At 68.4% G+C, this 25,691-nt stretch carries 22 protein-coding genes; 13 read left to right on the top strand and 9 right to left on the bottom strand.

Annotated features, from left to right (window positions below; genetic code table 11):
* Nucleotides 1-29: 29 nt before the first annotated feature.
* Together H180DRAFT_RS21410 and H180DRAFT_RS21405 are read right to left on the bottom strand one after the other, a co-directional pair.
* Entirely contained in the window at nucleotides 30-239 is a 210-nt protein-coding gene (locus H180DRAFT_RS21410) for a DUF397 domain-containing protein (protein WP_055487738.1), read from the bottom strand.
* A complete protein-coding gene (locus tag H180DRAFT_RS21405; protein WP_055487737.1) occupies nucleotides 221-1,063 on the bottom strand; it encodes a helix-turn-helix domain-containing protein in 843 nt (280 codons plus the stop codon). Before H180DRAFT_RS21405 ends, H180DRAFT_RS21410 begins: the two co-directional genes overlap by 19 nt.
* A 177-nt stretch (nucleotides 1,064-1,240) precedes the next feature.
* Between H180DRAFT_RS21405 and H180DRAFT_RS21400 the strand changes: the two genes are divergently transcribed.
* From H180DRAFT_RS21400 to pglZ, 8 genes are all read left to right on the top strand, one after another.
* Nucleotides 1,241-1,567: a hypothetical protein gene (locus H180DRAFT_RS21400; RefSeq protein WP_254666127.1), complete on the top strand. Its 327-nt coding sequence runs from the start codon at nucleotides 1,241-1,243 to the stop codon at nucleotides 1,565-1,567.
* A 95-nt stretch (nucleotides 1,568-1,662) separates the two neighbouring features.
* Nucleotides 1,663-1,842: a hypothetical protein gene (locus H180DRAFT_RS30570; RefSeq protein ID WP_107097732.1), complete on the top strand. Its 180-nt coding sequence runs from the start codon at nucleotides 1,663-1,665 to the stop codon at nucleotides 1,840-1,842.
* Between the two features lie 859 nt (nucleotides 1,843-2,701).
* Nucleotides 2,702-2,998: a WXG100 family type VII secretion target gene (locus H180DRAFT_RS21390; RefSeq protein WP_055487736.1), complete on the top strand. Its 297-nt coding sequence runs from the start codon at nucleotides 2,702-2,704 to the stop codon at nucleotides 2,996-2,998.
* 3 nt (nucleotides 2,999-3,001) lie between these two features.
* Nucleotides 3,002-4,324, top strand: a complete 1,323-nt coding sequence (locus H180DRAFT_RS29565) for a putative T7SS-secreted protein (RefSeq protein ID WP_139151425.1) — start codon at nucleotides 3,002-3,004, stop codon at nucleotides 4,322-4,324.
* Between the two features lie 29 nt (nucleotides 4,325-4,353).
* Entirely contained in the window at nucleotides 4,354-5,025 is a 672-nt protein-coding gene (locus tag H180DRAFT_RS29560) for a hypothetical protein (protein WP_139151424.1), read from the top strand.
* A 12-nt stretch (nucleotides 5,026-5,037) separates the two neighbouring features.
* Entirely contained in the window at nucleotides 5,038-5,700 is a 663-nt protein-coding gene (locus tag H180DRAFT_RS21385) for a hypothetical protein (RefSeq protein ID WP_139151423.1), read from the top strand.
* Between the two features lie 736 nt (nucleotides 5,701-6,436).
* Complete coding sequence (locus H180DRAFT_RS21380; protein WP_055487734.1) at nucleotides 6,437-10,327, top strand: BREX-2 system ATPase PglY; 3,891 nt, start codon at nucleotides 6,437-6,439, stop codon at nucleotides 10,325-10,327.
* 11 nt (nucleotides 10,328-10,338) lie between these two features.
* Nucleotides 10,339-13,236, top strand: coding sequence for a BREX-2 system phosphatase PglZ (gene pglZ, locus H180DRAFT_RS21375; protein ID WP_055487733.1), 2,898 nt, complete (start codon nucleotides 10,339-10,341; stop codon nucleotides 13,234-13,236).
* A 118-nt stretch (nucleotides 13,237-13,354) separates the two neighbouring features.
* Here pglZ and H180DRAFT_RS21370 read toward each other — a convergent pair whose 3' ends face one another.
* Nucleotides 13,355-14,101 carry a DUF3800 domain-containing protein gene (locus H180DRAFT_RS21370; RefSeq protein ID WP_055487732.1) on the bottom strand — a complete coding sequence of 249 codons (747 nt, stop codon included), beginning with the start codon at nucleotides 14,099-14,101 and terminating at the stop codon, nucleotides 13,355-13,357.
* A 100-nt stretch (nucleotides 14,102-14,201) separates the two neighbouring features.
* On the opposite strand from H180DRAFT_RS21370, the gene brxD reads away from it, so the two are divergent.
* From brxD to H180DRAFT_RS21355, 3 genes are all read left to right on the top strand, one after another.
* On the top strand, nucleotides 14,202-15,533 hold the full coding sequence (gene brxD, locus H180DRAFT_RS21365) for a BREX system ATP-binding protein BrxD (RefSeq protein ID WP_254666126.1): 1,332 nt from the start codon (nucleotides 14,202-14,204) through the stop codon (nucleotides 15,531-15,533).
* A gap of 104 nt (nucleotides 15,534-15,637) precedes the next feature.
* Nucleotides 15,638-17,749: a DEAD/DEAH box helicase gene (locus H180DRAFT_RS21360; RefSeq protein ID WP_368073137.1), complete on the top strand. Its 2,112-nt coding sequence runs from the start codon at nucleotides 15,638-15,640 to the stop codon at nucleotides 17,747-17,749.
* A gap of 446 nt (nucleotides 17,750-18,195) precedes the next feature.
* The gene (locus H180DRAFT_RS21355; RefSeq protein WP_055487731.1) at nucleotides 18,196-18,873 is read left to right on the top strand and encodes a peptidoglycan-binding protein; all 678 of its coding nucleotides are present in this window, start codon (nucleotides 18,196-18,198) and stop codon (nucleotides 18,871-18,873) included.
* Nucleotides 18,874-19,251: 378 nt separating this feature from the next.
* On the opposite strand, the gene H180DRAFT_RS21350 is transcribed toward H180DRAFT_RS21355, so the two are convergent.
* On the bottom strand, nucleotides 19,252-19,878 hold the full coding sequence (locus H180DRAFT_RS21350; RefSeq protein WP_055487730.1) for an HAAS signaling domain-containing protein: 627 nt from the start codon (nucleotides 19,876-19,878) through the stop codon (nucleotides 19,252-19,254).
* Complete coding sequence (locus H180DRAFT_RS21345; RefSeq protein ID WP_254666125.1) at nucleotides 19,875-20,201, bottom strand: PadR family transcriptional regulator; 327 nt, start codon at nucleotides 20,199-20,201, stop codon at nucleotides 19,875-19,877. The genes H180DRAFT_RS21350 and H180DRAFT_RS21345 overlap by 4 nt, the downstream gene beginning before the upstream one ends.
* A 272-nt stretch (nucleotides 20,202-20,473) precedes the next feature.
* Between H180DRAFT_RS21345 and H180DRAFT_RS21340 the strand changes: the two genes are divergently transcribed.
* Nucleotides 20,474-21,430, top strand: a complete 957-nt coding sequence (locus H180DRAFT_RS21340) for a phosphotransferase family protein (protein WP_055487728.1) — start codon at nucleotides 20,474-20,476, stop codon at nucleotides 21,428-21,430.
* 136 nt (nucleotides 21,431-21,566) lie between these two features.
* Here H180DRAFT_RS21340 and H180DRAFT_RS21335 read toward each other — a convergent pair whose 3' ends face one another.
* Together H180DRAFT_RS21335 and H180DRAFT_RS21330 are read right to left on the bottom strand one after the other, a co-directional pair.
* A complete protein-coding gene (locus H180DRAFT_RS21335) occupies nucleotides 21,567-22,223 on the bottom strand; it encodes a class I SAM-dependent methyltransferase (RefSeq protein ID WP_055487727.1) in 657 nt (218 codons plus the stop codon).
* Nucleotides 22,223-23,131 carry an NAD(P)/FAD-dependent oxidoreductase gene (locus tag H180DRAFT_RS21330; protein ID WP_254666124.1) on the bottom strand — a complete coding sequence of 303 codons (909 nt, stop codon included), beginning with the start codon at nucleotides 23,129-23,131 and terminating at the stop codon, nucleotides 22,223-22,225. The genes H180DRAFT_RS21335 and H180DRAFT_RS21330 overlap by 1 nt, the downstream gene beginning before the upstream one ends.
* 65 nt (nucleotides 23,132-23,196) lie before the next feature.
* Here H180DRAFT_RS21330 and H180DRAFT_RS21325 point away from each other — a divergent pair, with 65 nt between their 5' ends.
* A complete protein-coding gene (locus H180DRAFT_RS21325; protein ID WP_055487726.1) occupies nucleotides 23,197-23,769 on the top strand; it encodes a helix-turn-helix domain-containing protein in 573 nt (190 codons plus the stop codon).
* A 64-nt stretch (nucleotides 23,770-23,833) separates the two neighbouring features.
* On the opposite strand, the gene H180DRAFT_RS21320 is transcribed toward H180DRAFT_RS21325, so the two are convergent.
* Together H180DRAFT_RS21320 and H180DRAFT_RS21315 are read right to left on the bottom strand one after the other, a co-directional pair.
* The gene (locus H180DRAFT_RS21320; RefSeq protein WP_079100289.1) at nucleotides 23,834-24,772 is read right to left on the bottom strand and encodes a GHMP family kinase ATP-binding protein; all 939 of its coding nucleotides are present in this window, start codon (nucleotides 24,770-24,772) and stop codon (nucleotides 23,834-23,836) included.
* Between the two features lie 596 nt (nucleotides 24,773-25,368).
* A partial coding sequence (locus H180DRAFT_RS21315; RefSeq protein WP_139151422.1) for a transposase occupies nucleotides 25,369-25,691 on the bottom strand: 323 nt, incomplete at its 5' end.

Genomic DNA, 25,691 nt, shown 5'->3' with positions numbered 1-25,691 from the left:
CCGTCGGTCGCGGGGCCACAGTCAGCGTCTCAGGCGCCCAGCTTTCCGTCCTTCACCGCGTGGGCGAACGCCGACCAACCGGCTGCGCTGAAAGCGAGCACAGGCCCGTGCGGGTTCTTGCTGTCGCGCACAGGGACGATGGCGGCGAAGTCGTCAGAGACCTCGACGCACTCGCCACCGTCGGGGTTGCTGTAGCTACTCTTGCGCCAGCTTACGGTGCTCAGGTCGAGGGATCGCACGGCACTTCCTCCAGCATGCGTAGGACAAACTTCCGCGACTCGGCCGGGGACAGGGCCATATCGCGCACCACATCGTAGTCTCGCTGCAACCGCTCAACCTGCGAGTTTTCTTCGATCAGTTCGCCCCGGTACGTGCTCTCCGTGTACGCCACAGGACGGCCGTCCGGAAGGCGAAGGGACATCACCGCGCTACCCACCAAGCCGTGCAGTCCCGCGCTGAACGGCAGCACCTGAACCACAACCCCCGCCCGCTCCGCGACCTCCCCCAGGTACTCCAACTGCGCGCGCCACTCCCCCGCGTCCCGCAGCGGCGTGCGCAGGACCGCCTCCGACAGGATCGTGCGGAACGGTGGCGCGTCGTCCCCCTCCAGCAGTTCACGCCGCCCCATCCGGGCCTCGACCTGCTGCTCCAGTTCCTCCCCCTTGAGGCCGCCCGCGGCCAGAACTTCCCGCGCGTACCCGGGAGTCTGGAGCAGCCCCGGCAGCACGCTCACCGCGAAGTGCCACAGGCTGGTGGCCTCCGCCTCCAGCGCCATGTACCGGCGGTACCGCTCGCGGAACTGGGTCTGGTCGCTCACTGCCAGCTCCCATAGCGCCAGCAGCAGGCCGGGCGTTCCGTAGTGCTGGTCCAGTGCTTCGACGACCTCCGGGCCGCCGAGCGTCTCGCCGTTCTCCATCTTGCCGAACAACGACCAGTCCCAGCCCAGCCGTTCGCCGAGCTGCCGCAGGCTGTCACCCCGCTGCGTGCGCAGCAACCGCAGCTCCTCCGCGAAGCGTGCGCGGGGCTCACGGCTGCGGCCCGTGACCGCTCGTCTCGTCGGCATGACGCTCTCCGTGGAAGGTGTGGAACTTGCGCTGACCAGCGGGGAAGCACCAGCCGTCGGCCGTGCGCGGACCCCGTTCGGGGACGCATCCTCGTAATGCCCCCGTCACGCACGGTAGTTCACACACTTCGTGCCGCGAGGGCAAACGACGCAAGCGACAGTCCGAGGAGTACGCCGATGACCGCGCAAGGCACGTCCGACCACAACAGCGCCCAGGCGACCAACGGTTCAGTCGACTCGATTACCCGAGCACAGGCACCCAAGATCCAGGAGACCGTCGAGGCGCGCGACGCCCTCGCCGCCGCCCTCACCCGCGCGGGCATTCAACTCCCGGCGATGGACGTACGCACGCCCTGGATGGACGTCCTCGAAGACGGCAACGACACCGAGGCGGACGCGGACGCCAAGAGGGCGGCCCGCTACGCCCTCGTCCACCTCGGCGTCTGCTCCGCGCCCGTCGCCATCGCGCTGGCAGCCGTGATCGTCAAGGGAGCCGGCCGGTGACAGAAAACCCACGACGGTGTGCGGACGTTTCACCGCCCGGCCCCGTCGTCGGCACCGCCGTCCGGGACACCGCCCAAGATCGCGTGGGCGTCGTCATGGGCCACGAAGGGCCCTATCTCCAGCTCCGCCCACTCAGCGGCGGCCGCGAATGGGACGCCGACCCCAACAGCATTCAACCCCTCAGCCCCGCTGAGCTGTTGAGCGCCCGCGTAGCCGAAGCCAACGCACGCAGCCGCACGGGCCTCGGTCTCAGTGGGTCACCGGGAGAGCCGTGAAGTGGTCAGCCGAGGGCCGTGCCCGAACGGTTCGTATGAAGCGCCACCGAACTGCATCCTCAATTCCGCAAGCTCGGTCCACCGCCAGCCCGCGAGCAGGTCGTCCGCTGCGCGCACCACCCGCCGGATGGCTCCGACATTCGAAAGGTGCTCCCCCGTGAATGCCCTCTTGTTGCGCGTCCTCCAGACGAAACCGCCGCAATGCTGCGTGCGGGCGGGTCTCCACAGTGCCAGGTTCGGCGTTGGCCACGAATCGAAATACGACTCGGTCATGCTGGCTGGCACCATCCCGCTTCCGTCACCTGCTGGTCTTCTCACCCCCACACGAGCGGATCGTGCTTGCCGTCGACGTGAGCACCTGACTACGAGCGGGATACCGCGACCACCCCAGCGTTGCTGTTCTCCGCATGTACCGACGGAGCCTCAGCGCATACCGCTTGACCCCGGCTGGCCCTATGGACAGTCGCCATTGCCCTCCATGAGACCGAGCGGACCTCGGCCAAGTCCTGCAGGCCTCCGCCCCGTCACCAGCCGGTACGGTCAACTCGAGACCCTGACCCGGAAAAGGATGCACCCCCCTGCAGGGCCCGCGAACCTGCAGTTTGAGCGCCTGCCCGGCGACCGGAGCTCAGGCCGCCGGGGCCTGTGGCCTCGTCCACCGAAACCTCCTGATCAATCATCAGCCCTGCACCTCCCGTTTTCTGTTCCTGCACCTTTTCTCTCACGAAGCCCAAGAACCGTGTGCCCTGCGGCACTTCGACTCTGCGTCCTTGCCCCGGACGCCGCCGGACGGCATGGCTGGCTCCACGTCGCCTTGCTACGCTCCTTCGCGAAGTAACGGGGAACAGGAGGGGTCGCTGTGTCCGGTTTCGCAGTGGAAGTTCGAGAACTGAGGAAGCTCGTCGCACGACTCGAGGACTGTGCCGGCGAGTTGGAGAGCGGACTGAACGCTCTGCGCGATATCGGGCCGAAAGGCTTGGGGTTCGACTTCTTTGACGAGGCCTGCGAGCACTTTCAGGACAAATGGGAGAACGGTCTGGATGAAATCCGTGACTCCGTGGACGACCTCAAGAGCGGTCTGAAGCAGATCACCGACAACTACGAGAAGAACGAGCATAACGTAGCGGACGCAATGAAATCCACCGGGGGGAACTGACCGATGACCATTGGAAAGCCTCAGGATTGGTCGGGTCTGGGATTCGATCCCACACCGGGGACTCAGCATGTCGTCGACAACCTGAGCGTGAAGCTTGGCAAGGTGGCGAAGCACCTCACAGAGGTCCACGCGGTGCTGGAGGAGATCACCAAAGGGAAGTCCAGTACTTGGAGCGGCGAAGCAGCCAAGTCGTTCGCTGAGCGGGTGGGCAAGCTGCCCAAGTACCTCCAGGACGCGGGTGATGCGATGACGGGCGCCAAGCGCGCCCTGCACAGTTGGCATGAGACTCTGACCGAGAACCAGCCTAAGGCCTGGCGTCTAGAAGCTGAGGCAAAAGAGGCCAGGACTCGCGTCCGCCGGGCGGAATCCGAACACAGCCAGGCGAGTAACAATCCAGACCTCGACCTTGCGGGCACCACGTACATTGACGAAACGGCCCGTCAAAGCGCACAGCGACGTTTGGACAACGCCAATGAGGCGCTGGACAAGGCGACTTCCCGGCTCAACGGGGCACGGTCGACCATCGAAGAACTCATCAAACGCGCCGAAGCTCTGGAGACCGATCACAAGTCTGTGGCCACGGCCCGGGCCAAGGCGGTACGAGAGGCAGCAGACAAGTCTGCCCCGCCGAGTGGCTGGGATTCGTTCGTCAACTGGTTGGACGAAAACAAGGGCGACATCCTCGGGACCCTATCCGGGGTCTTGGGCGTCGCAGCACTGTTCTGCCCGGTTCTCGCGCCCTTCGCAGTAGCTCTCAGCCTCGCAGCGCTCGCAACTCACACGGCGGAGTACGCCAGCGCGGGAAAGCTGTGGCCGCCGCAGAAGAACGTCGGCAACTACCTCACTCTCGGGGGCGACCTGCTGGGATCGATTCCAGGGGTCGGGGTGGCCGGTCGTGGGATCATTTCCGGAGCCAAGGGGGCGCGTTTCGCAGCCTCCGGCAGCAAGGTCGCCCAAGGCATGCGAGCGGGCAGCACGGCGGTCAGTCGGGGGGTACGGACCATGAAGCTGGAGGCAACAACGGCTCCGTGGCTGCTGGATAAGTCTGTTGGTGCTGCGGCATCAAAAATGGGGGCCACGGACGATGTGGCGCGTAGCGCTGCTCGCTATGCCACAGCGGGCACTGGATCGGCAGTGACCGGGGCGCAGGTCCCGTCTCTCTTCACGGATTCGCCCGGTGCAGGAACGGCGAACAGCGTCGGCGGTGGGACCGGCAATGTCATCGGTGGCGTCGACCCAGGAATCTCAGGCTCAAAAGTGAGTGGCACAGTCATCGGAGTCAGCAGTGCACTGGGCGTGGGGGCAGTACTAGGAGGCGCCAACTAGCGATGAGTCTTGCGTCGGCTACGATTCCTGTGCCTGTTTGGTTCACCCTCCCGGAAGGCTTCACGGAGATAGCTCTGGATGCGAAGCCTGAAGACCGGGCGGCTCAACTGGGCGAAACGCTCCACCACTTGTATCCCTCAGCACCCGTGTTCGAGAAGCTGACTGCTGTCGCGGCTACCGAGATCATGATTCAAGAACTGCTCGCGCAGGGAGCAATCAGTATCTCGACATTCATGTACAAGCGCGCAGACGGAGAGCTGTGCAGCGGAATGCTGTCCGCGTTTGCCACCGAGCAGAATGTGCAACCGATCTCCTCTTTCGGCGAACGACTTCTCGGTGAGCTGACAAGCACAGCTGATGATCTCGAATGCGGAATCATCAAGTTGGCTATTGGGCCAGTTGTGCTGGCCTCCCGAGACACTCAAACACCAGATTTTGCTTCACTGCTCGGGGATGAAGCACAAGACCAGACCGTTTCCACGCAGCGCCAACTTGAAGCGTACCTCCCGTTTCCGCACGGCAGGTCAGTCCTTCAACTATTGTTCACAACCACAGACGTTGAGGCGTGGGAAGACTTGCTCCCAGTATTTGCCGAAGTCCTGAATGGCGTCTCCTTCAACCCCCCAAAGAAGAATGTCGATTCGCCCGAGAATGAGCCGCGAGCAGCAGTAAGCGACTGGGCGAGAAAAGAATTCGGATGACAGGTGATCCTAGTGAATGACGAAGAGGTACGCTTCCTCGGCTATTTCCGCGCTGCGCGTTTTGTGCCCAGCACCGCAGGTAAAGCAGTGACTGTTCCCGTCTCCAACTTCCGCGGGTGGAAAGACGGGAAGGCGCAGAGTCTGGCTTCCCGATGGGGTTATGTGTATAGGGGGAGGAACAACGCGGGAACCGTCACGTGGTTGTTCCAACGGGATGATGCGCCTGAGCAGGACGTGGTCGGTGGCCCGTCCCGAAAGATCGCGCGCAAGGTCCCCGCCGCACGCGCCGAAGCGGAGAAGGTCCGCGAGGAGACTGGGTTCGATGTTTTCGACGCGCACACGTGCCTGGAGGTCGAGCGCGCTGCTGGTGAGACGGCGAAGAAGTCCCAGAAGCCCATCATCGGCGTGGTCTTCAGCTGGATTCCAGCAGTTTTCTGCCTTGGTGGCGCAATCTACCTGGCGTCTGAGGGTGCAAGCGCATCTGACGAGGTGACAGGCCTGACCGTGATGAGCGTACTCGCAGTGTGTCTAGTAGCACTTGGACTGCACTTTCTGCGCAAGAACCGCGCGACCATGCGCCTGTACCGGGAAGTGCACGCTCCCAAGGTTGCCCTTATCAAACGCGTTTTGACCGTCGCCGAGGACGAGCTACTCAAAGCCGGCCGACCGACCTGACTCCCCACGACCGCTGCCCTCCGCCCCGGAGGCGGCGGCCTTGCACTGCTGTTTGCAGCTATGGCGCTCAGTCGGTACGTGAGCGGCTGAGCAGTGTTCGACCTCGTGCGCTGACCTTCCGTCAGCGCGCGACGAGTTGATATACGAACGAACAGACGATGATGAGCCCGAGAGCCCCGTACACGATCGCCTTGCGACGCCGGTCCCGAGCTGCACCTTCCGGGGTGCTCCCCTCTGAGGCCCGCACACGACGCATCATCTCCCGTCGTTCCCGAGGGGTCGCCGCCTGCCAGCGCTGTTGCATCTCTTCGCGACTGAGGGGGCCACTCTCTGGTCTGTCCATGAACGGCATGCTACGGGTGCCCACGAGAGGAAGGACCGGCAGACCGCGCCCTCGATACGAAACGCGCGGGTAGAACCCGACTCTCAACTCCGCCTGGGAAGTGCCTCCGACGGTGGCAAGAACGAGGACCTCACCGGTCCTCGTTCTTGCTGGTCAAGGACACTTCTCGCTTTCCTGATCACCCTCGGACATCAGGCTCGGTGCGCACCCGAGGCAAGCCGTCAACTTCGCAGTCTGCGCTATGAGTTGGCGGCCGAATGCGCCGAGAACCACCGGGTGCCTGGACAATGTCCTGAGCGGTAATCAGGACACCCGATCCCCCTGCGAGACCCATGTCCGTCCCCCCACAGCGACGGCGCGCACCCCGCCGCCAGAAGGAGAGCGAGACCCGTAATGGCCCAGGCCCAGAAGGCGCCCCTGCTCCGCGAGGTCATCGACATCAAGGAGTCGATATCGACCTCGGACTTCGTCCTCCGGCTCTCCGAGGCGACGACGCCCGAGGGGGCCGAGCACGCGCTGCGGGACTACGTCGTCACGGAGCGGTTGCTGGACAACTTCGACGAGGCGCTCGGCCTCATCAAGTCCGCGCTGGACGGGCAAACCTCCAAGGCGGCCTATCTGCATGGGTCGTTCGGTTCCGGTAAGTCTCACTTCATGGCGGTGCTGCACGCCCTCCTCAGCGGCAGCCCGGCTGCCCGCAGCCGCCGCGACTTCGACCCCGTGCTGACCAAGCACGAGTGGCTCGGCACGGACGGGAAGAAGTTCCTGCTCGTGCCGTACCACATGCTCGGGGCGAAGGCGCTGGAGCAGCGGATACTCGGCGGCTACGTGAGTCACGTCAAGAAGCTGCACCCGGAGGCGCAGACGCCGCAGGTGTACCGGACGGACGCGCTCTTCGAGGGCATCCGGGCGATGCGCGCCAGCATGGGTGACGCGGCCGTCATCAGCGGACTCACCTCCTCCGATGCAGGGGACGACGACGAGGACGACGAGTGGGGCGAGTCCTTCGCCTGGCAGCCGGCGCTTCTGGACGCCGCCCTCGCCGCGGAGGAAGAGCACGAATCCGGAGGGTCCCTCAACCTCGTCAGCCCCTCCACGCCCACCGAGCTTCGCGCCCGCCTCGTCCACGACGCGAGCACGAACCTGCTGCCCGGCTTCGCGAGGAACGCCGCCGAGGACGAGCACGGATTCATATCCCTTGACGCGGGTCTGTCCGTGATAGCCGAGCACGCCAAGTCGCTCGGCTACGACGGACTGATCCTGTTCATGGACGAGCTGATTCTGTGGCTGGCCACACTCATCCACGACCAGAAGTTCGTCGCCCATGAGGCCAGCAAGATCACGAACTTCGTGGAGGGCGGCGACGCGCGCCGCGCCATACCCGTGGTCTCGTTCATCGCCCGTCAGCGGGACTTGCGCGAGCTCGTCGGCGAGGAGGTCTCCGGTGCGGCGGAGTCCTCCATCCAGGACACCCTCAATCTGGCGTCCGGCCGGTTCGACAAGATCACGTTAGAGGACCGGAACCTTCCGCAGGTGGCGCACGCACGGCTCCTCCAGCCGAAGAACCCCGAGGCGAAGGCCGCCATCGACACCCAGTTCGCCAGAACGCGCAAGGTCCGGCAGGAGGTGTGGGACACCCTCCTCGGTTCCGACCGCGGTGCCGACGGCGTCGGGGCCGACGAGGAGAGCTTCCGGCTCACCTATCCCTTCTCGCCCGCCTTCATGGACACCCTCGTCCACGTCTCGTCCGCCCTGCAGCGGAACCGGACCGGCATGAAGCTGATGGGGCAGCTGCTCGCCGACCACCGCAACGAGCTGCGGGTGGGTGACCTGATACCCGTCGGCGACTTGTACCCCCTGATCACCGCCGGGGGCGACAAGCCCTTCACCGACAGTCTCAAGGTCGTCTTCGAGGCGGCCGACAAGCTCTACCGCACCAAGCTGCGCCCACACCTCCTCACCACGTACAACGTCTCGGAGGAGGACGTCGAGCAGTACACGAACCGCGGCCCGGAGAGCATCGCCGACGAGGAACTGCGCGGACGGGTCAAGCTGTTCAACGGGGACAACAGGATCATCGGCACCCTGCTGCTCTCCGCGCTCGCGCCCAGCGTGCCCGCCCTGGCCGACCTGACCATCCGCCGGCTCTCCGCCCTCAACCACGGCTCCGTGGTCTCCCCGATACCCGGCCGCGAGTACGGCGCGCTGCAGAACAAGATCAGCGAATGGGCCGGCCACTTCCCGGAGATCAAGAAGACCGGCACCGACGCCAACCCGGGCGTCCGCCTCGAACTCACGGGTGTGGACGTCGACTCCGTCATCGCCAACGCCAAGGTCAACGACAACCCGGGCAACCGCCAGGCTCTCGCCAAGCGGCTCCTCGCGCAGGAACTGGGAGTCGAGCAGCATCAGTTGACGAGCCGGGTGGAGTTCGCCTGGCGGGGGACGGCCCGCAGCGCAGAGGTGGTCTTCGGGAACGTCGCCGACGAGGACGACCTGCCCGACCACGATCTGATGCCCCAGGAGGAGGGGTTGTGGCGGATCGTCGTCGACCTCCCCTACGACGAGGGCGAATACGTGCCCCGTGACGACGCCAACCGCATACAGCGGCTCCGCGAGCGGCAGCAGGGCGAACGCTCCCGCACCGTCGCCTGGCTGCCGACCCACCTCTCCGCCCAGCGCTATGCGGACTTCTGCCGTCTCGTCGTCATCGACAAGGCCCTCGCCGACGAGCAGCGCTTCGACAGCCAGTACGCGGGCCATCTCAACGCCGACAACCGCGCACGCGCCAAGGGGCTGCTGGAGTCCCAGCGGGAGTCCCTGCTGGCGAACGTCAAGTCGGCCTTCAAGCAGGCGTATGGTCTGGCCGACAAGAAGCCCTCCGACGTGGGCGTGGGCTTCAGTGACCACCTGCACTCGCTGCGCGAGGTCGACGATCTGACCCTCTCCTTCGGCCAGACCATGCGCGGAGGACTCCGGCACATCGCAAGCAGGCTTCTGGCGAGCCAGTTCCCCGACCATCCGGATCTCGACCCCGACGGCAGCGGCACGACGGTGAAACCTGCTGACGCCCGACGCGTCTTCACCCACGTGCAGGCCGCCGCCGAGGCGCGCGACGGACGCGCCGAAGTTCCCGCCGCCGACCGGAAGTTGATGCAGCGCATCGCCGGTCCGCTGCGGCTCGGTCAGCAGAAGGAGGCGTACTTCGAGCTGTCCCTGTACTGGGCCGACCACTTCCGGAGGCTGGCCCGCGAACGCGGCGCCACCGGCGACCTCTCCCTCATCGCTCTCAGCGACTGGATCGACAGCCCCAAGCCGCGCGGCCTGCCCGACTTCCTCGTGAAGCTGCTCGTCGCCTCGTTCGCCGAGATGGACGACCGGGTCTGGGTGCGGGGCGGGACGCCACTTGGCTCGATCGAACTGTCCCAGATCCGGGACCACGACGCGCTGCGCAGCCAGCCCCTCCCCTCCGAGGACGACTGGGAGCGCGCACGGGAGCGCTTCGCGCGGATCTTCGGAGAGACAGCTCCTGCATTGCGGCGCGGCCGCATGGTCCACCAGTTCGCCCGGCAGATCACGGACAAGGCCCGCCTCCACGAGGAGCACGCGGCCGAACTCGTACGGCAGTTGGAGGAGCACGCCGCGTTCCTCGGGCTCGACGAGATGGACGAGTCGGGCCGTTTGCCACTCGCTCGCAGCTCAGTCGGGCTGCTCAAGACGGTTACCGAGGCCGGGGGGCAGGGCGCGGCCGGGGCGAAGAAGACCGTGGAGGCGCTCGCCTCCTTCGACCTCGGAGACGTCGGCGCCGACCGCTTCGGCACGTCCATTACGCAGGCACGGGCCGTCGCCGAAGCGCTGAATTCGGTCTCCTGGGACACTCTCGCCCTGGCCTCGAGCGAAGGTCCAGATGGTCAGGCCCTGCTGGATTCCCTGCGGAACGCCGCGCGCAGCGACCAGCGGACCAGCGACTTGCGGGACGCACTGGGACGTACGCAGCGCGACGTGCTGGCGCTGGTGAAGCGCAATCGGACTACTTCCCCGTCTGTGCCCGAGCCGCGGCCTCCGCGAGCCGGAGACGTACCGCTGCACACGGACACGAGTCATCCGCCCGTGAGCGAGGACGCGTCCCCGACGCAGCTGCCCGCCACGAAGGAAGCGCCGCGCTCCGGTGGTGGCCGGACCACGGCGGCCCGCGCCGCGGCCGAGCTGCAGGCCGAACTGGCCGAGCTGACCGCGAGCCGGCCCGACGCCACCGTCGAGATCACCTGGCAGGTCGTGGACTGATGAGCACGACCATGACGACCTCCGTTGCGGCACCTGTCAACGCCGCCACCGTCACCCAATACCTCACCTCCCAGACGTCGCTCGCAGCTTCCCTCACCGGGAGCGACAAGCGACGCGTCGTCCTGCTGCGCTCCGCCCCAGAGTGGGACGGTCCGGCCGAACCGGTGTGGGGGGACGGCCGGACGGCACGGATCGCCACGGCGCCCTCCCCGCTCGCCGTCCATGAACTCGTCCTGGACCACCTGGCTGAGGGGACGGACGAGGCCGCCGGGCCTGCGGTTCTCGTCGTCCTGACCGACCGCGAGCAGAACGAACTCGATCCAGCGATCCTGGCCCGTGCCCATAAGCAGCGCATCGCCACCGTCGACAGCTGGGACGTGGTACGCGAGGCATTCGGCGCCAAGGCTGCTGACCACCGGCTGAAGGACGCCGACTGGGCCGCGGAGGCCCTGCTGGACGCCACCCCGCCGGGCGGGTGGCCGCCGCTCGCGGGCGGCATGCTCTCCTGGCGCACCGCCTTGTCCGCGCTGGCGCTGCGCCGGCTGCGGCTGGGCCGCTACAGCGACGCCGAAGCCGGGGCGGACCGCCGGACCGACGACGCTCTCGACACGCAGGCCCTGCTGAGCTGGTCCCTGAGCCCGGGCGGCCCGGGCCGGTTGCTGGAGCTGCGCGGTCCCGAGCGAACGGGGCTGACGCATTTTCTCAGCGAGGAGAGTCAGGCGGGTCTTGCCGGGCGGGCACTGCTGGCCCTGGTCGAGGCCGGGCACGGTGAGGAGGCCGCGGCCTTCGGACTCGTGTGCGGTGCGCTCTGGCTGCATGCGGCCCCGGACGCCGGCACGTACCGCGCGCGGGGCCGAGCCGAGCGCTGGTTCGGCGAACAGCCGCCGGCGGCGGGCGAGGAGTTCGACGCCCTCGTGTCGGTGTTCGCGCACGCCTGCGAGGAGTACATGGGGGTGCAGCTCGCCAGGGCCGCGCGGACTGCAACGGGCAGCGATGCGGAGGAGATCCGGGAGGCCCGGCGGGTCAGCGGCACGCTGCTGAAACAGGCATCCGTACTTGTGGACCGGTTCGGTGCGGACCTCGCCGCTGAGGCGAGCCCACTGCTCACCGAAGGCCTTGAGGCGAGGTTCGCCGCCGTGGGCCGGGCGCTGGAGGCGAGGCGACCGGAGCCTGTCGCGGACGCGCTTCGCGTCCTGAGCGACCACAAGCGTGCCGGCGACCCCGAGGTACGTGCCCGAGTCGAACGGGCTCGCATGGGTGGCCGCCTGAACCAGTGGCTCGCCGGTGACCCGGCGGTGGAATCGGGCGCCACGGCGGACGGCGTCGAACGCCACATCGCCGAGACCGGCTGGGTGGACCGCGCGCTGGAGCACATCGAGGCCGGCGGCGACATCGAACCCGTACTGACGTCGGCGTACGACAAACTCGCCGCTCGTGTGCGGGAGCGGCGGCAGCAGATCGACCGGGACTTCGCCCGCTCGCTGGCCAACTGGACCGCTGCCGGTACTCCCCCGGGCTCGATGCTGACCGTGGAGTCCTTCCTCGACCGGGTCGTGAAGCCGCTCTTGCGGAACGGTGAGGAGCGCCGCGTCCTCTTGATCGTCGTTGACGGCATGAGCGCGGCCATCGCCAACGAACTGGGCGAGGAACTCCGCTCCTCGTGGGCCGAGTTCGACCCGGTGAAGGAAGGCGCCCCGCGTCGCCGGGCCATGGCCGCGGCGCTGCCGACCCTGACCGCCGTCTCCCGGACGTCGCTGTTCGCGGGCAGGCTGATGAAGGGGACGCAGGCGGACGAGAAGCGGCTCTTCACAGCGCAAAAACTGTGGGGCGGGGCGCCGGCTGCCGTGTTCCACAAGGACGATCTGCGCGCCGAGAGCGCCGGTGAGACCTTCGGCCCCGACCTCGGCGAGGCGCTCGCCGACGGGCGCACACATGTGGCGGTCGTGCTCAACGCCGTTGACGACAGACTCGCCAAGGAACAGAAGCTCGGCGACGGCACATGGCGGCCCGACCACATCCCCGGCCTGGTCGAGCTGCTGAGAGCGGCCGCGGTTCAGGGCATGGCCGTGATCGTCACCAGCGACCACGGGCACGTCGTGGAGCGGCACGGCACGAAGGTCGACGCCGACGCTCCGGAGTCCGCACGGCACCGCACGCCCGGCGGGTCGCTGGCGGCCTCCGAGGTCGCGCTCTCTGGTCCGCGTGTGGTCTGGCCGGAGCCCGGAGGATCGATCGTCGCGCTCTGGGACGCCTCCTCGCGGTACACGGCCCTCAAAGCGGGCTACCACGGCGGGGCGTCCCTCGCCGAGGTGGCCATCCCCGTTCTTGCGTTCCTCCCCTTCGGTGCGACCCCGCCGAGGGAGTGGCGAGAGCTGGGTGCGCAGCGGCCGCCCTGGTGGCTGCTCGGCGAGGAAGCTCAGCTGCCCACTCCCGCAACGGATCCGGACACCGTTCCCGCGCCGAGGAAACCGGTCCGCCACAAGCCGTCGAAGGCGCAGAGCGAGCTGGCTGAGACGCACGACTCCCTGTTCGATGTTGCTCTTGTGCCCGCGAAGGAAGAGCAAGAAGTTCCGGTCGACAAGACTCCTTCGCCTGCTTCGTCCGAGACCGTCGTGAGCGCCCTTCTCGTCTCTGCGGCTTTCCATGGCCAGGTGGGTCTGCTGGCCCGCAAACCCCCGATGGACAAGGTCGAGAAGGCGCTGCTCGCGCTGCTCGACGCGGGCGGCACGCTGCCCGTGACCGCGGTAGCGCAGCGTGTCGACTACCCACTGACCAGGGCAGACGGCTTCGCCGCGGTGCTGCGTCAGCTGCTCAACTTCGACGGCGTTCAGGTTCTGGAGACGTTGCCGGACGGGCGTACCCTGCGGCTGCATTCGGGCCTGCTGCGGGAACAGTTCGGCCTGGGCTGAGTCCGTGCACGAGGCGGTCGCCGTGGGACCACCCGTGGTAGCCTCACGTACAGGGACGTCTTCTGAAAGTGACGCCCGGTTCGCCTCAGGCCCCGCGGATGCGGGGCCTTTGTGCTGCTCAGGCTCCTTCGCCCCCCTGCTGCTGCGGAGCCCAGCAACGCTGATGGACCACGCGCGGTTCCACGAAGGACCACAGCGTCTCGTTGGCCCTGCGGGCCCGGCTGTCACCATCCTGACCGCTGAGCAGCCGCCTGTGCAGGTATGCGATCAGGTCTGCGGCCTGAAGCAGCCGGCTCGCTTTCGAGGGCGCGAAGTGGATGGTGTCGACGAGGCACGGCAAGGTGCTGCTGATGCTCCCGCCCGTGCCTGTCATCTGGTAGTCGCGAAAGTGACGCCGGTGGTCGTCTGCGCCATCGATCTCGTCCGCGATCACCAAGGCCAGTTCGTCCCGCGTCTCCACTTGGTCGCAGATCTGCTCCAACAAGTGCCGCAGCACAAGCTGGTGGGGAGAGGGATGCCGACCGGGGGCGTTCTGATGTGACCGGTAGGCCGACAAGTCAAGCCCGCGGACGATCACTTGCACATCATGAGAGCCGATCGCCTTCATCGCGTCGCCGTAGATGCCTATCCGGGCACGGACCATGTTGCGGCCCTTGTTTCCCAGTCGCTGCCAGTCGTCCCGGGCCTGTACCAGGGCATGGCCGTGCAACTCCGCTTCCGGAGCGACTGGATAGCTGTCTGCCGCCTTCCTCACGACGGAGTCGAGAGCGCTGTGCAGTGGCCGCAGATGTCTCTCGGCCACCACCAGGGCGACCATCCAGTACCGGTCCTTGTCATATGACTCATCGACATAGGTCAGCAACACAGCGTGAGTGTTTCACAACAACACTCTGTCGAGCGCGACTTGGGCGTCGCGGAGCATGCGGCCCCGGCATCCCACTGTGCCGGGTGAGACAATCTCACTCGTGAGCTCAGCCAAGCCGCCACCGGTCTCGTCAGCTTCAACTGCCCGCAGGCGCACGGTTGTCGACGCTTTGCGGCGCGGTGCAGTGCCCGAGAGCGGGCTCGACCTGCTCGCCACCGGACTGGACCGGTTCGAATCGGCGCTGGATGCCGAGCTCGACGGGGTCGCCTCAGGCGGATCGATGTTCAAGGCCGTACGGGGTGAGTACGGGTCGGGTAAGACGTTCTTCACACGGTGGCTGGGTGAGCGGGCCAAACGCCTCGGCTTCGCGGTGTCCGAGATCCAGATCTCCGAGAACGAGACGCCGCTGCACAAGCTGGAGACCGTGTACAGGCGCCTGACGGAGCGCCTCTCCACATCGAGCTTCCCTCCGAGTGCGCTTCGCCCGATCGTCGACGCCTGGTTCTACGCCCTGGAAGAAGATGCCCTCGCGGCCGGTGCGAGCGAGGACGATCTGGCCGGTGATGTGGAGAAGCTGCTGGCCGGGCGGCTCGCCGAAGTGTCACGGCATGCCCCGTCTTTCGCGACGGCGTTGCGCGGCTATCGGTCCGCCTTGGCCGAGGGAGACGAAGCGACAGCAGCCGCGGTGCTGGCCTGGCTCGGCGGCCAGCCTCACGTGGCCGCGGCAGCGCGTCGCTCCGCCGGGGTGCGCGGCGATCTCGACCATTTCGGGGCTCTGGGCTTCCTGCAGGGCCTGCTGACCGTGCTGCGCGACTCCGGTCACAGGGGGCTGTTCGTCGTCCTGGACGAGGTGGAGACCCTGCAGCGTGTGCGGTCGGACGCCCGCGACAAGGCGCTCAACGCGCTGCGCCAACTCATCGACGAAGTGCATTCGGGCCGATTCCCGGGCCTGTACCTGGTGATCACCGGGACCCCGGCCTTCTACGACGGTCAGCAGGGTGTTCAACGTCTTGCCCCGCTGGCTCAGCGCCTCGCCACGGACTTCACCACCGATCCCCGCTTCGACAACCCACGTGCGGTGCAGTTGCGGCTGCCCGGCTTCTCCCGGGACTCCCTGGTGAGCCTCGGGGTGACCATTCGCGACCTCTACGCGGCCGGAGCCGGAGCACCCGAACGGATCAAGACTCTCGCGGACGACAGATACGTCGCCGATCTCGCCGGAGCGGTCGGCGGGGCCCTCGGCGGCAAGGTCGGTGTGGCACCACGGCTCTTTCTGAAGAAACTCGTCGGCGATGTCCTCGACCGCGTGGACCAGTTCGAGGATTTCGACCCGAGGCAGCACTACCAGTTGACGGTGCACAGCAGCGAACTCACCGATGTGGAACGGAATGCGGCAGCCTCCTCGGCCGACGACGTCGAGCTGGACGTTTGATGGCAGGCACCACAGACGGGAGCGGCGGCGACCGTCGCTTGGTTCCGCGACGTTCAGCCGGAGGTGATCCCGTCGACCGGCTCGATCCAGTCGTTCTTCACCATGTGGTGAACACGCTGGGCTGGCCGGACCTGCGGCCGCTGCAGCGCGCCGCGATCCACCCGCTCATGGACGGCGAGGATGCCGTGCTGCTCGCCCCCACGGCCGGCGGGAAGACCGAAGCCGCGTGCCTGCCGATCCTGTCGGCAATGACCGACAAGCGCTGGTCCGGCACCTCCGTCCTGTACCTCTGCCCTCTCAAGGCGCTGCTCAACAACCTCGTGCCCCGCATCGATTCCTACGCCCAGTGGCTGGGGCGTCGTGCAGCCCTGTGGCACGGGGACACAACTGAATCCCAACGGCAACGCATCCGCTCCGAGCCACCGGACATTCTGCTCACCACACCTGAATCTCTCGAAGCCATGCTCATCGGCGTGAAGACCGATCACGCCCAACTGCTGGGACGAGTGCGGGCCGTTGTCGTGGACGAGGTGCACGCCTTCGCGGGTGACGATCGGGGGTGGCACCTGCTCGCCGTACTGGAGCGCCTGGAACGGGTGACCGGTCATTCCATCCAGCGCATAGGGCTGTCTGCGACGGTCGGCAACCCTCAGCAGCTTCTCGCCTGGCTGCAAGGAGCGCAGTCAGGGAAGCGTCGCGGATGCGTCGTCGCCCCGGAGCTGACTCCCTCCTCCGGTGCAGAACCGGGCGCGAGTTCCACCGCAGACAGTGGGCCCCCAGCGGGAGAGGTGGAACTGGACTACGTAGGCTCCCTGGACAATGCCGCCGAACTCCTCGCTGTTCTGCACCGTGGTGAGAAGCGGCTGGTGTTCTGCGAATCACGGCGGCAGGTCGAGGAGTTGGGGGCGGCGCTGCGCGAGCGCGATGTGACTGTGTCCCTGTCACACGCATCTCTTTCGGCGGAGGAAAGAGCACGCTCGGAGCAGGCCTTCGCCGAGGCGCGCGACTGCGTCATCGTGTCCACCTCCACTCTGGAACTGGGCATCGACGTCGGCGACTTGGACCGCGTCATCCAGATCGACTCGCCCAGTACGGTCGCCTCGTTCCTGCAGCGCCTCGGCCGTACTGGGCGCCGCGCAGGGAGCACCCGCAACTGCTTGTTCCTCGCGACACGCAAGGACACGTTGTTGCAGGCAGCGGCGCTGCTGCTGCTCTGGGGAAAAGGGTGGGTCGAGCCTGTGATCGCACCGCCCGAGCCGCGTCACCTTGTGGCACAGCAGCTCCTCGCGGTCGTCCTCCAACGGCACACGGTTGGTGATCAGTTGTGGCACGAGGAGTGGAACGGACTCCCTCCGTTCGACCGTTCCGCGAAGCCCATACTGCGGCATCTCGTGGACGAGGGCTTCCTCAACGATGACGGAGGGCTGCTGTTCGTGGGCCCGGAAGCTGAACGGCGCTTCGGCCGACGGCACTTCATCGAACTCACCGCGTCGTTCACCGCTCCTCCCCAGTTCACCGTCCTGTCCGGGCGCACCGAGATCGGGCAGACAGACCCTTCCCTTCTGACAGAGGAACGGCCGGGGCCACGTCGGTTACTGCTCGGTGGACGAAACTGGCAGGTGAACTTCATCGACTGGAAACGCAAACGCGTCTTCGTCGAACCCGCCGACAGCGGTGGTGTGGCCAAGTGGACCAGTGACGTGCTGGCTGGACTCTCGTATGCCCTGACACGTGCGATGCGCGAGGTTCTTCTGGGAACTGATCCGCATGTGTCGTTGACCAGACGGGCGAGGGCGTGCCTGACCGAGTGGCGGGAAGCAGACGCCCCCGACTGCGTACATCCCGCCAGGACGTTGGTGACACAGCGAGGCACTGAGGTCCGCTGGTGGACCTGGGCCGGCTTCCGGGCGAACGCGACACTCGCGGCAACACTGCAGTCGGTCGCCGATCCCGTTCAGCGGCCCACAGACTGCTTCATACGGCTGCGCAGCGATCTGACGGCCGACATGTGGCAGGCGAGCCACAAAGCAGCCGCCGGCGGAGCGCCCATGGTGCTCCCCAACGTCGATCAACGCGCCGTCCACGGGTTGAAGTTCTCGGCGGCGCTTCCGCAGCGACTCGCGGTCGCCTCACTCGCAGCTCGCCTCGCAGACTTCGAGGGGGCACAAGCCGCCCTGGGTGAGCCCGTTCGCTTTCACACCGACCCCTCTGGCTGACTGAGCTGCTTCCGGCTCAGAAATTGGCCACTTCCCAGCAGCCTCAGCACTGCCCGCCCAATCCCCCGCGCCGCCGCAAGTGGCGTGCATCACGGCCTCCCCTGTCATACGGCAGGGGCCGCCCGCGCGTATGCGGAGTATGCATCGCGGACTCCCCGGGACCGACCGCCCGGTGGATCACTCCCGGTCGGCGCCGAGAGCGCCCCGGCGAAGTGCGCTGCTCGAAGCGCACCTGCCCGGCGGCGGCCGAACACACGTCGAACCCGCCCTGCCCGGGTGGGAGATGCCCGGCCGACGCTCGCCTGCTTCCCGTGCACCCGGGGCGTCGGGACCGGATCCGCGCCGCACCGTGACACATCCCCTGCTTCGGTACAAACGTCATGAGTCGCCTATACCGGGTTTCTGGCACCTTGACATGTTTTGCGTGTACACGTCAGGGTCGCACCATGCAGAGAAACCGAGCAGCAATCGCAGCAGCCGCCGTCATCGCCGCGGGCACGATGCTCGCCGTGCCGGCTGTCGCTCAGGGCGCCCAGTCCGGGACGGCCTCCGAGGCGTCGGTCAAGGGTTCTGGCCACGGCATCAAGTGGTTCCAGGCCCGGCACGGACTCAGCGAGACGGGTTCGGTCGACAAGGCGACCGCGAAGGCGCTGCAGCAGGCACCGGACAGCGAACTGCGCAAGGTCTTCGCCTCGCCCGCGGACCTCGGCCCCGAGGAACTCGCCAACGCCCGTACGGTGATCGGCGTCGGCAAGGGCGCGAACATCCCCGAACAGGGGCAGGTCATCGCTCTGATGACGGCGATGCAGGAGTCGAAGTTCGTCAACTACACGACGCCCGTCGACCACGACTCCCTCGGCATCTTCCAGCAGCGGCCCAGCACGGGCTGGGGCACACCGGAGCAGATCACCGACGTCCCCACCTCGTCCAAGTCCTTCTACGGAGTCGCCCCGTTCGGCTCCAACCCAGGCCTGATCCAGATCTCCGGCTGGGAAGGCATGCCGCCGGGCGAGGTGTGCCAGGCCGTCCAGAAGTCGGCCTTCCCCGACCGGTACGCGCAGTGGGAACAGTTCGCCCGCGACCTGCTCGCGCAGGAGGGGCCCACCGTCCCCCCGATCCCCTGACCATTCCCCCACCCCCCACAAGAAGCGGGGCCGCGCTCCTCTGCCACCGCCGGCCGACCACTGGTCGCCCACGGCTGGACGAGGACCGCGGCCCTGCGGTCGTCCGGCTCTGCGGTCCTGCGGCCCTGCGGTCGTCCCGCACCGCGGTCTCGCCGGTTCCGGCGCCGGCTCGGCCGCCGAGCACGGCCCGCCTTCCCGGAGCTCCGCTTCCCGCCCGGACAGAGCCGTCGGCGCTCAGACATCGGCGCTGTCCGGCTCACCCCCGTGGAGCGGACGCCGGTGAGACACCGCCAACGCCTGGGCAGCGAGGCGCGCCTGCCGGCCGCCCGGCAGCTCGCCGCCTGCCGGGCCGACCGACCGGTGCCGCACCGGCCGGCCCTAGCGGGACGAACGTGATTCGGACGGAGTACCCCCGGGCGAGGTGGAGTTGTGCGAGGGCGGAAGCGAGGTCTCGGGGCCGGCGCCCGGACTTCCGTCCGGTCCCTCGCTGTTGGGCGAACTGCTCTGCGACGGTGTGGGTGTCGGACGCGTCGTCTGCTGCGGCTCGTCGCTCCCGCTGGACACGCCGAACGCAGCGAACGCCAGCACGCCGACGACGACCGCCGTCGCCACCGCACCGATCAGCGGCAGCGGGAATCTCCGTGGACGGGCGGACGGAGCCGGTGCGGAACTCTTCTGCGTGGACGGTCCCTCGCCGCCCTCGTGGACGGCCCCGCCGGCGGACGGGGACTCCTCGGCCGTGACCGGGTCGACCGTGACCGGGTCGACCTCCGGAAAGGACCCCGAGTCGGTCTCCGACGCCACGATGTCCGCCGGCGGGCCCAGCCGGTCCAGCACGGCCCGTACCGCGTCGGCGTGCACGGCCTGTGCCTCTTCGGTGCCCGCTTCTATGTGCTCGACGATCTCCTGTCTGAGCTCGGCCCGGCGCTGGTCCGGGAGGAACACGGAGGCGTTGTCGAAACGGCGCAGGTACTCCTCGACGAGCTGATCTCCCCTGGATGTCACCGGTGCTTCCCCTCACTGTCGAGAAGGCTGTCGACGGTCGATTTGAAGGAGCCCCACTCCCCCGCGAAGTCCTCCAGCGCCCTTCGTCCCGCCGCCGTCAGCGTGTAGTAGCGGCGCGGGGGCCCCGTTTCGGACTCCTTCCAGACGGTGGTCACCCACTCCTCTTTCCGAAGCCGGGAGAGCAGCGGGTAGATGGTGCCTTCGCTGGTGTCGAGGCCGTGGGCGTCGCACAGCTCCCGCACGAGTTCGAAGGCGTACCTCTCCCCGTCGCGGAGCAGGGCCAGGACGCAGAACTGGAGGATCCCGCGCCGGAGTTGACTCACTCCGGAATGCCCGCCACCACCAAGTACCATGCAGAACAAGGTACCTGCCGGGAGATCGTACCGCTACCTCCGGGTCCGGTCCGGGGAGACGGAGAGGCGGGGCACCCCTTCACCGCAGCGGCTGCCGCGTCCCGTTGCGCCCGCACGGGCACGGAGTTCACCGGATGAGCCTCTGAGCCCCTGCCGCACGGCCAGGAACCGCGGGCCGTACGACCAGGGGCCGCGGGGGAATTCACTGGCCGTCGCCCGCTGCCGCGTGCTGGGGTCGCCCCATGACCGCCTCTGCGCCCGACCCCCCGTACGACGGCCCACAGCCGTGTGCCGACCCGACACCCGCAACGCTCGCCTGGGCAGCCGGGCTCCTCGGCTCCGCCGCCGGCCCCGACGCACTCGCCGTCCACAGGCTCGACGGCGGAAGCCACGCCTCAACTCACCTGCTGCAGGCGGCCGATCCCCCACGGCGGGCCGTGCTGCGGCGCTTCCCGCCCGGCGACGACTCCGCCGCCCGCGAGGAGAAGGTGCTGATCGCCCTCGACGGCCTGGAAGGCTTCGCTCCCCGCCTGCTCGGAGCCGACCCGCGGGGCGAACGGTGCGGTGTGCCCGGCGTTCTGATCACCCACCTCCCCGGGCGGGCCGACATCACTCCCGCCGACCCGGACGCCGCTGCCGCCGCCCTCGGAAGTGCGCTGGCCCGGCTGCACGCCGTGCCCCTCGCACGCGTCGCCGGGTTCCGGGACGGCATGAGCGCCGCCCGCAGCTTCAGCGGCCCGGCCGCCGCGGCGCTGGAGGGGCACGCCGGCCGGCTGGCCGACCGGCCGCGCGTGCTCTGCCACTTCGACTACTGGTCCGGAAACGTCGTCTGGCGGGACGGCACGCTCCTCGGCGTGGTCGACTGGTCCGGTGCGAGCCTGGCACCGCGCGGCTACGACATCGGCTGGTGCAGGCTCGATCTCGCACTGCTGCACGGCCCCGGCACCACCACCGCCGACGCCTTCTGCGACGCCTACCGTGATGCGTCGGGGATGCCGGTGCCCGACGTGGCGCTGTGGGACCTTCACAGCCTCGCCCGCTCCCACCGCACCGTGGAGACCTGGGTCCCCAACTACGCCGGGCTCGGCCGCACCGACCTCACCGCCGAGGAGCTCCGCCGCCGCCACACCGCGTGGACGGCCCGGTGCCTGGCCGCCGTCGGCCCGCAGGGTGCCCTCCCGCACTCCCCGCGCCGCTGATCGAGGGCCGTTACCCCGTGGCCGTCCCGGCGCTCCCGGCCCGGACGCCGAGTCGGACGACAGACGCCCGAACGGGCCCCGGCCGGAGGACAGTTGAGCATTCGGGCATGGCGAGACCGGGTAAGACCTGGTGCCGCTAGTCCGCCCTGCGGCGGGCGAGCAGCGTGGAGTCGTGGACGTCGACCGACACTCCGTCCCGGACCACCGTCCGTGGCCGCTGTTCGACCACGAGGACGTCGAAGTCCCCGGGAAGGCCGGGCAGCAGCTCCTCGGCGCGGAACATCGCCCGGCGATGGCTTGCGCTGAGGTGGGTGAACACCTCGGACGGCGCGTGGCCCACGACCAGAAGGTGCCCGCCGGGGGCGACCGCCTCGGACAGCCGGCCGGTGACCTCGACCATCCCTCCGTCCGGTGGGTGCAGGAAGTGGGTGGTGACCAGGTCGTAGGAGCGGCCGCCGGCCGCGAAGGCCCGCGCGTCGACCTGCCACCAGTCGGTACGGTCGCGGACCCCGGCCTGCTCGGCGTGCCGGGCGGCACGGGCCAGGCCGTTTGCGGAGAAGTCGGCGCCCGTGACCTTCCAGCCCTGCCGGGCCAGCCAGATCACGTCGCCGCCCTCTCCGCAGCCGACGTCGAGCGCGGTGCCCGGGGCCAGTCCGGAGATCTCCGCGACCAGTTGCGGGTTGGGATTCCCGCTCCAGACCGTCTCCTCGCCGGAGTACCGCTCCTCCCAGCCCGCCGGCTCGAACATGGCTGCCGCTTCCTCGTCGGTGAGCTCGTGTCCGTGTCCACTCATCAGGCGGCCCTGCCTTTCGGGGTGTTCCGGTACTCCGCGACGGCCGCCGCGGTCTCCTCGAGGAGGAGGTCGTGGTTGATAAGCGTCCCGGCGACCATGCCGTCGGCCGCCGAGGAGATGACCCCGCCGTACGGGGTGGCCGCATTGCCGACGACCTTCACTCCGGGGGCCTCCGGGCCGCCGACCGCGTCGAGCAGCGTGGTGTCCGGGGTCGGCACGGTGGTGACCACCAGCGCCGCCCGAGGCACGAACTCGCCACCGGCCAGCTCCACACCGGTGACGGCGTCGTCCTCGACGACCACGCGTGCGATCCTGCCCGGCACCCACCGGATGCCGCGGGCGGCGAGCCTCTCTGCGTCCTCGCCCTGCGGGGCGGGCCGGCCGTTGAGCAGGATCACCACGTCCTCGCTCCACTGACGGAACAGCAGAGCCCGCTCGACGCAGTCCGCCCCGCTCGCCACGACCCCCAACGGCGAGTCGGCGACTTCCCAGCCGTGGCAGTAGGGGCAGTGCAGCACGTCCCGGCCGAACCTCTCCTCCAGTCCCGGCACCTGCGGCAGCTCGTCGACCACGCCGGTGGCCAGCACCAGCCGCCGCGCGGAGACCGAGCCGCCGTCCTCCAGCCCCAGAGCGAACCCGCCACCCGTGCGGACGGCGGAGACGACCCGGCCACTGCGCACCTCGACGCCGTACCGCCCCACTTCCTCACGTCCGGCAGTCAGCAGCTCGGCCGGGGTCGCGCCCTCTCTGCCGAGGTAGTTGTGCATGTGGCCGGCTCCGGCGTTGCGGGGCTCACCGGCGTCGATCACCAGCACCGAGCGCCGGGACCGTCCCAGCACCAGCGCGGCGCTCAGCCCGGCGGCTCCGCCTCCGACCACGACCACGTCGTACGACTCTTTGATGTCCATGCCCGCAGCGTGCGGGGCTTCCGCTCGATTGGCAAATATTCTTGCCGGTACGGCAAAATGCAGGGATGGCAGACTTCGATGACGTACTTGACGGTGTCGGCCCGCGGCTGCGGGCGTTGCGGGTGGAGCGGGGCGCGACCCTGACGGAGCTGGCGAAGAGCACCGGCATCTCGGTCAGCACGCTGTCACGGCTGGAGTCCGGGCAGCGCAAGCCCACGCTGGAACTGCTGCTGCCGCTGGCGAGGGCTCATCAGGTGCCTCTCGACGAGCTGGTCGACGCACCGGAAACCGGGGACCCCCGGGTCCGGGCCAGACCGATCAAACGGCACGGCTGGACGTTCATCCCGCTGACCCGGCGGCCGGGCGGCCTCCAGGCGTTCAAGGTGATCGTGCCGCCGCACGACCCGCCGGGGCCCTACGAGCCCAAGGTCCACGAAGGCCACGAGTGGATCTACGTCCTCTCCGGGCGGCTGCACCTCGTACTCGGCCGGCGGAAGCTCGACCTCAAGCCCGGCGAGGTGGTCGAGTTCGACACCCGCACTCCTCACGTCATCGCCAACCAGGGCGACCACCCGACGGAGATGCTGGCGCTCTTCGGCCCGCAGGGCGAACGGATGCACGTCAGGTCCGGAACCTGACCGGGCCCGCACGAACGGCCTCCCGTCCACGGGCTGCTGCGAACTCTCCGCAGGAGACGGGCCCTCAGGCAGGCAGAAGGGAGCCGACGGCCGGAGCGGATGCGCCGGGAAAACTCAGCGTCCGGTAGACGGCGACATGACCGGCCAGCTCGGCACATGCGCGGGCGGCTGCTGTGGCCCTGTGGGTGCACGAGGGGTCGCGGCCGTCCAGAAGAACTCCGAGAGTCGTGCCGCTGTGCCCGACGGCCACGCCGAGACCGCCGACGTCACGGCAGATCTCCAGCATCGGCTCCAGCGACCGCTTGTACCGGAGTGGCTGATTCATCAGAGCGCTTCGCGTCGCCACTCTGCCCACTTCTTCCAGATCGTGTCTGGGCACCGCGTCGGCGAGCCTGTCCAGCAGCCGGGCGTATTCGCAACACTGCGCCGCTGAGAAGGACTTGGGGATGCGGTTGAAGTCGACCGTGTCCACGGCACCGCCCTCGTCGATGCCCACGACAGTCATCGCCGGAAGGGACCCCAGGACGGCCCGGAGCCGTACCGCACGATGGTGGAACGCGACGATCGCGGGGTAGAGCACCCCGTCGGTCGGCTCGATCCGGGCCAGCAGTCGCTCGATCCGGGAGGGCGGCATCGGTATGTTGAGGGAACTGGCCACGGCCCGGGCGGTCGCGACCAGGTCCGCCGAGGAACTGGCCAGCCCCTTGCCTTCGGGGATCACGCTGTTCACCGTCAGGATCCCCGCCACGGGGTCCGGGACCTCTTGGGCGATCATGCGGGCGAGCTGGAGGGCCTTCTTCTTGCGTGAGGGCCGCACTGTGATCCCGTCGGCTCCCGGATCCTGCTGGAAAGCGGCCATGCTCCAGCGGGCGACGGGGAGGGTGACCAGGAAGTCGCCGTCCTCTTCCGGCAGTGCACCCTGCAGCAGCTCGCCGAACGTGCCGAAGGCTGTGCCCACCCCCGTCATCCCCTGTCGCGGTGTCACGTCGCGGGAGAGCTGCACGTCTTCCTCTTCTCAGGCTTCTTGACCGACGAGCGGATGCCACTGGGGATGAGGGTCACCTCTCAGAGCCCACGGCGCACCGGCAGAGTGCCCGGTGCGGCGCCTCGCCGTTGAGGCGGCTGGATGCGGGGGAGCCACGCGCGGCACCCGGCTCGAGAACGGATTCCGAGCGAGGCGGCACGGGGCGGCACCGGCAGAGGGCTAGATGAAACTGATAATCGTTCTACCTCCTTCGCCTCGAGGAATCAAGTGACCTTCGCCCTGCACCGGGGGGCCGTCCCGGAGGAGGCGGGCGCATCCCCCGCCTTGTGGCCGCCAGGCCTGACCGTCGAGTTCAAACGGTCTTGACAATCATTTCCATCTAGCCTCATGCTGCGCTGGACGCAGGCAGCCGTCCGGCCGCAGCCGCCTTCCGCATCGGTGGGCGGGGGCCAGGCCGGAGGAGCCACCACGGCGTCTCGTACGGCCGGTCCGTACAGGCCCCGTCAACAGCGCGCTCACTGCCGGGAATTGGCCGCGTCAGCGGGCGTCCCAATGCGGCGCGGCGCAGCCGGCTGCGCCGTTCCAGGAAAACCACAGGAGTCTCAATGACGAAATCAAGCGGCTTGCGTGACCGGTGGGGCGGAGGTGAAGACCCTTCCGTCACGCAGCAGCGCCCACATCACGCTCGCTCGTCGGCGGGCCAGGGCGATGATGGCCTGGACGTGTTTGCAGCCCTCTCCGCGCTTCTTGAGGTAGAAGTCCCGGTTCGGTCCCTCGCGAATGATGCTGGTCTGCGCGGACATGTAGAACACCCGGCGCAGGCGGCGGCTGTAGCGCTGGGGCCGGTGCAGGTTGCCGGTGCGGCGCCCGGAGTCACGCGGGACCGGCACCAGTCCGGCCGCAGAGGCCAGATGGCCGGCGTCGGCGTAGGCCGACA

The sequence above is a fragment of the Streptomyces sp. WMMB 322 genome (assembly GCF_900090145.1).
GTDB lineage: Bacteria > Actinomycetota > Actinomycetes > Streptomycetales > Streptomycetaceae > Streptomyces.
This window is presented reverse-complemented; position numbering and strand designations above follow the sequence as displayed.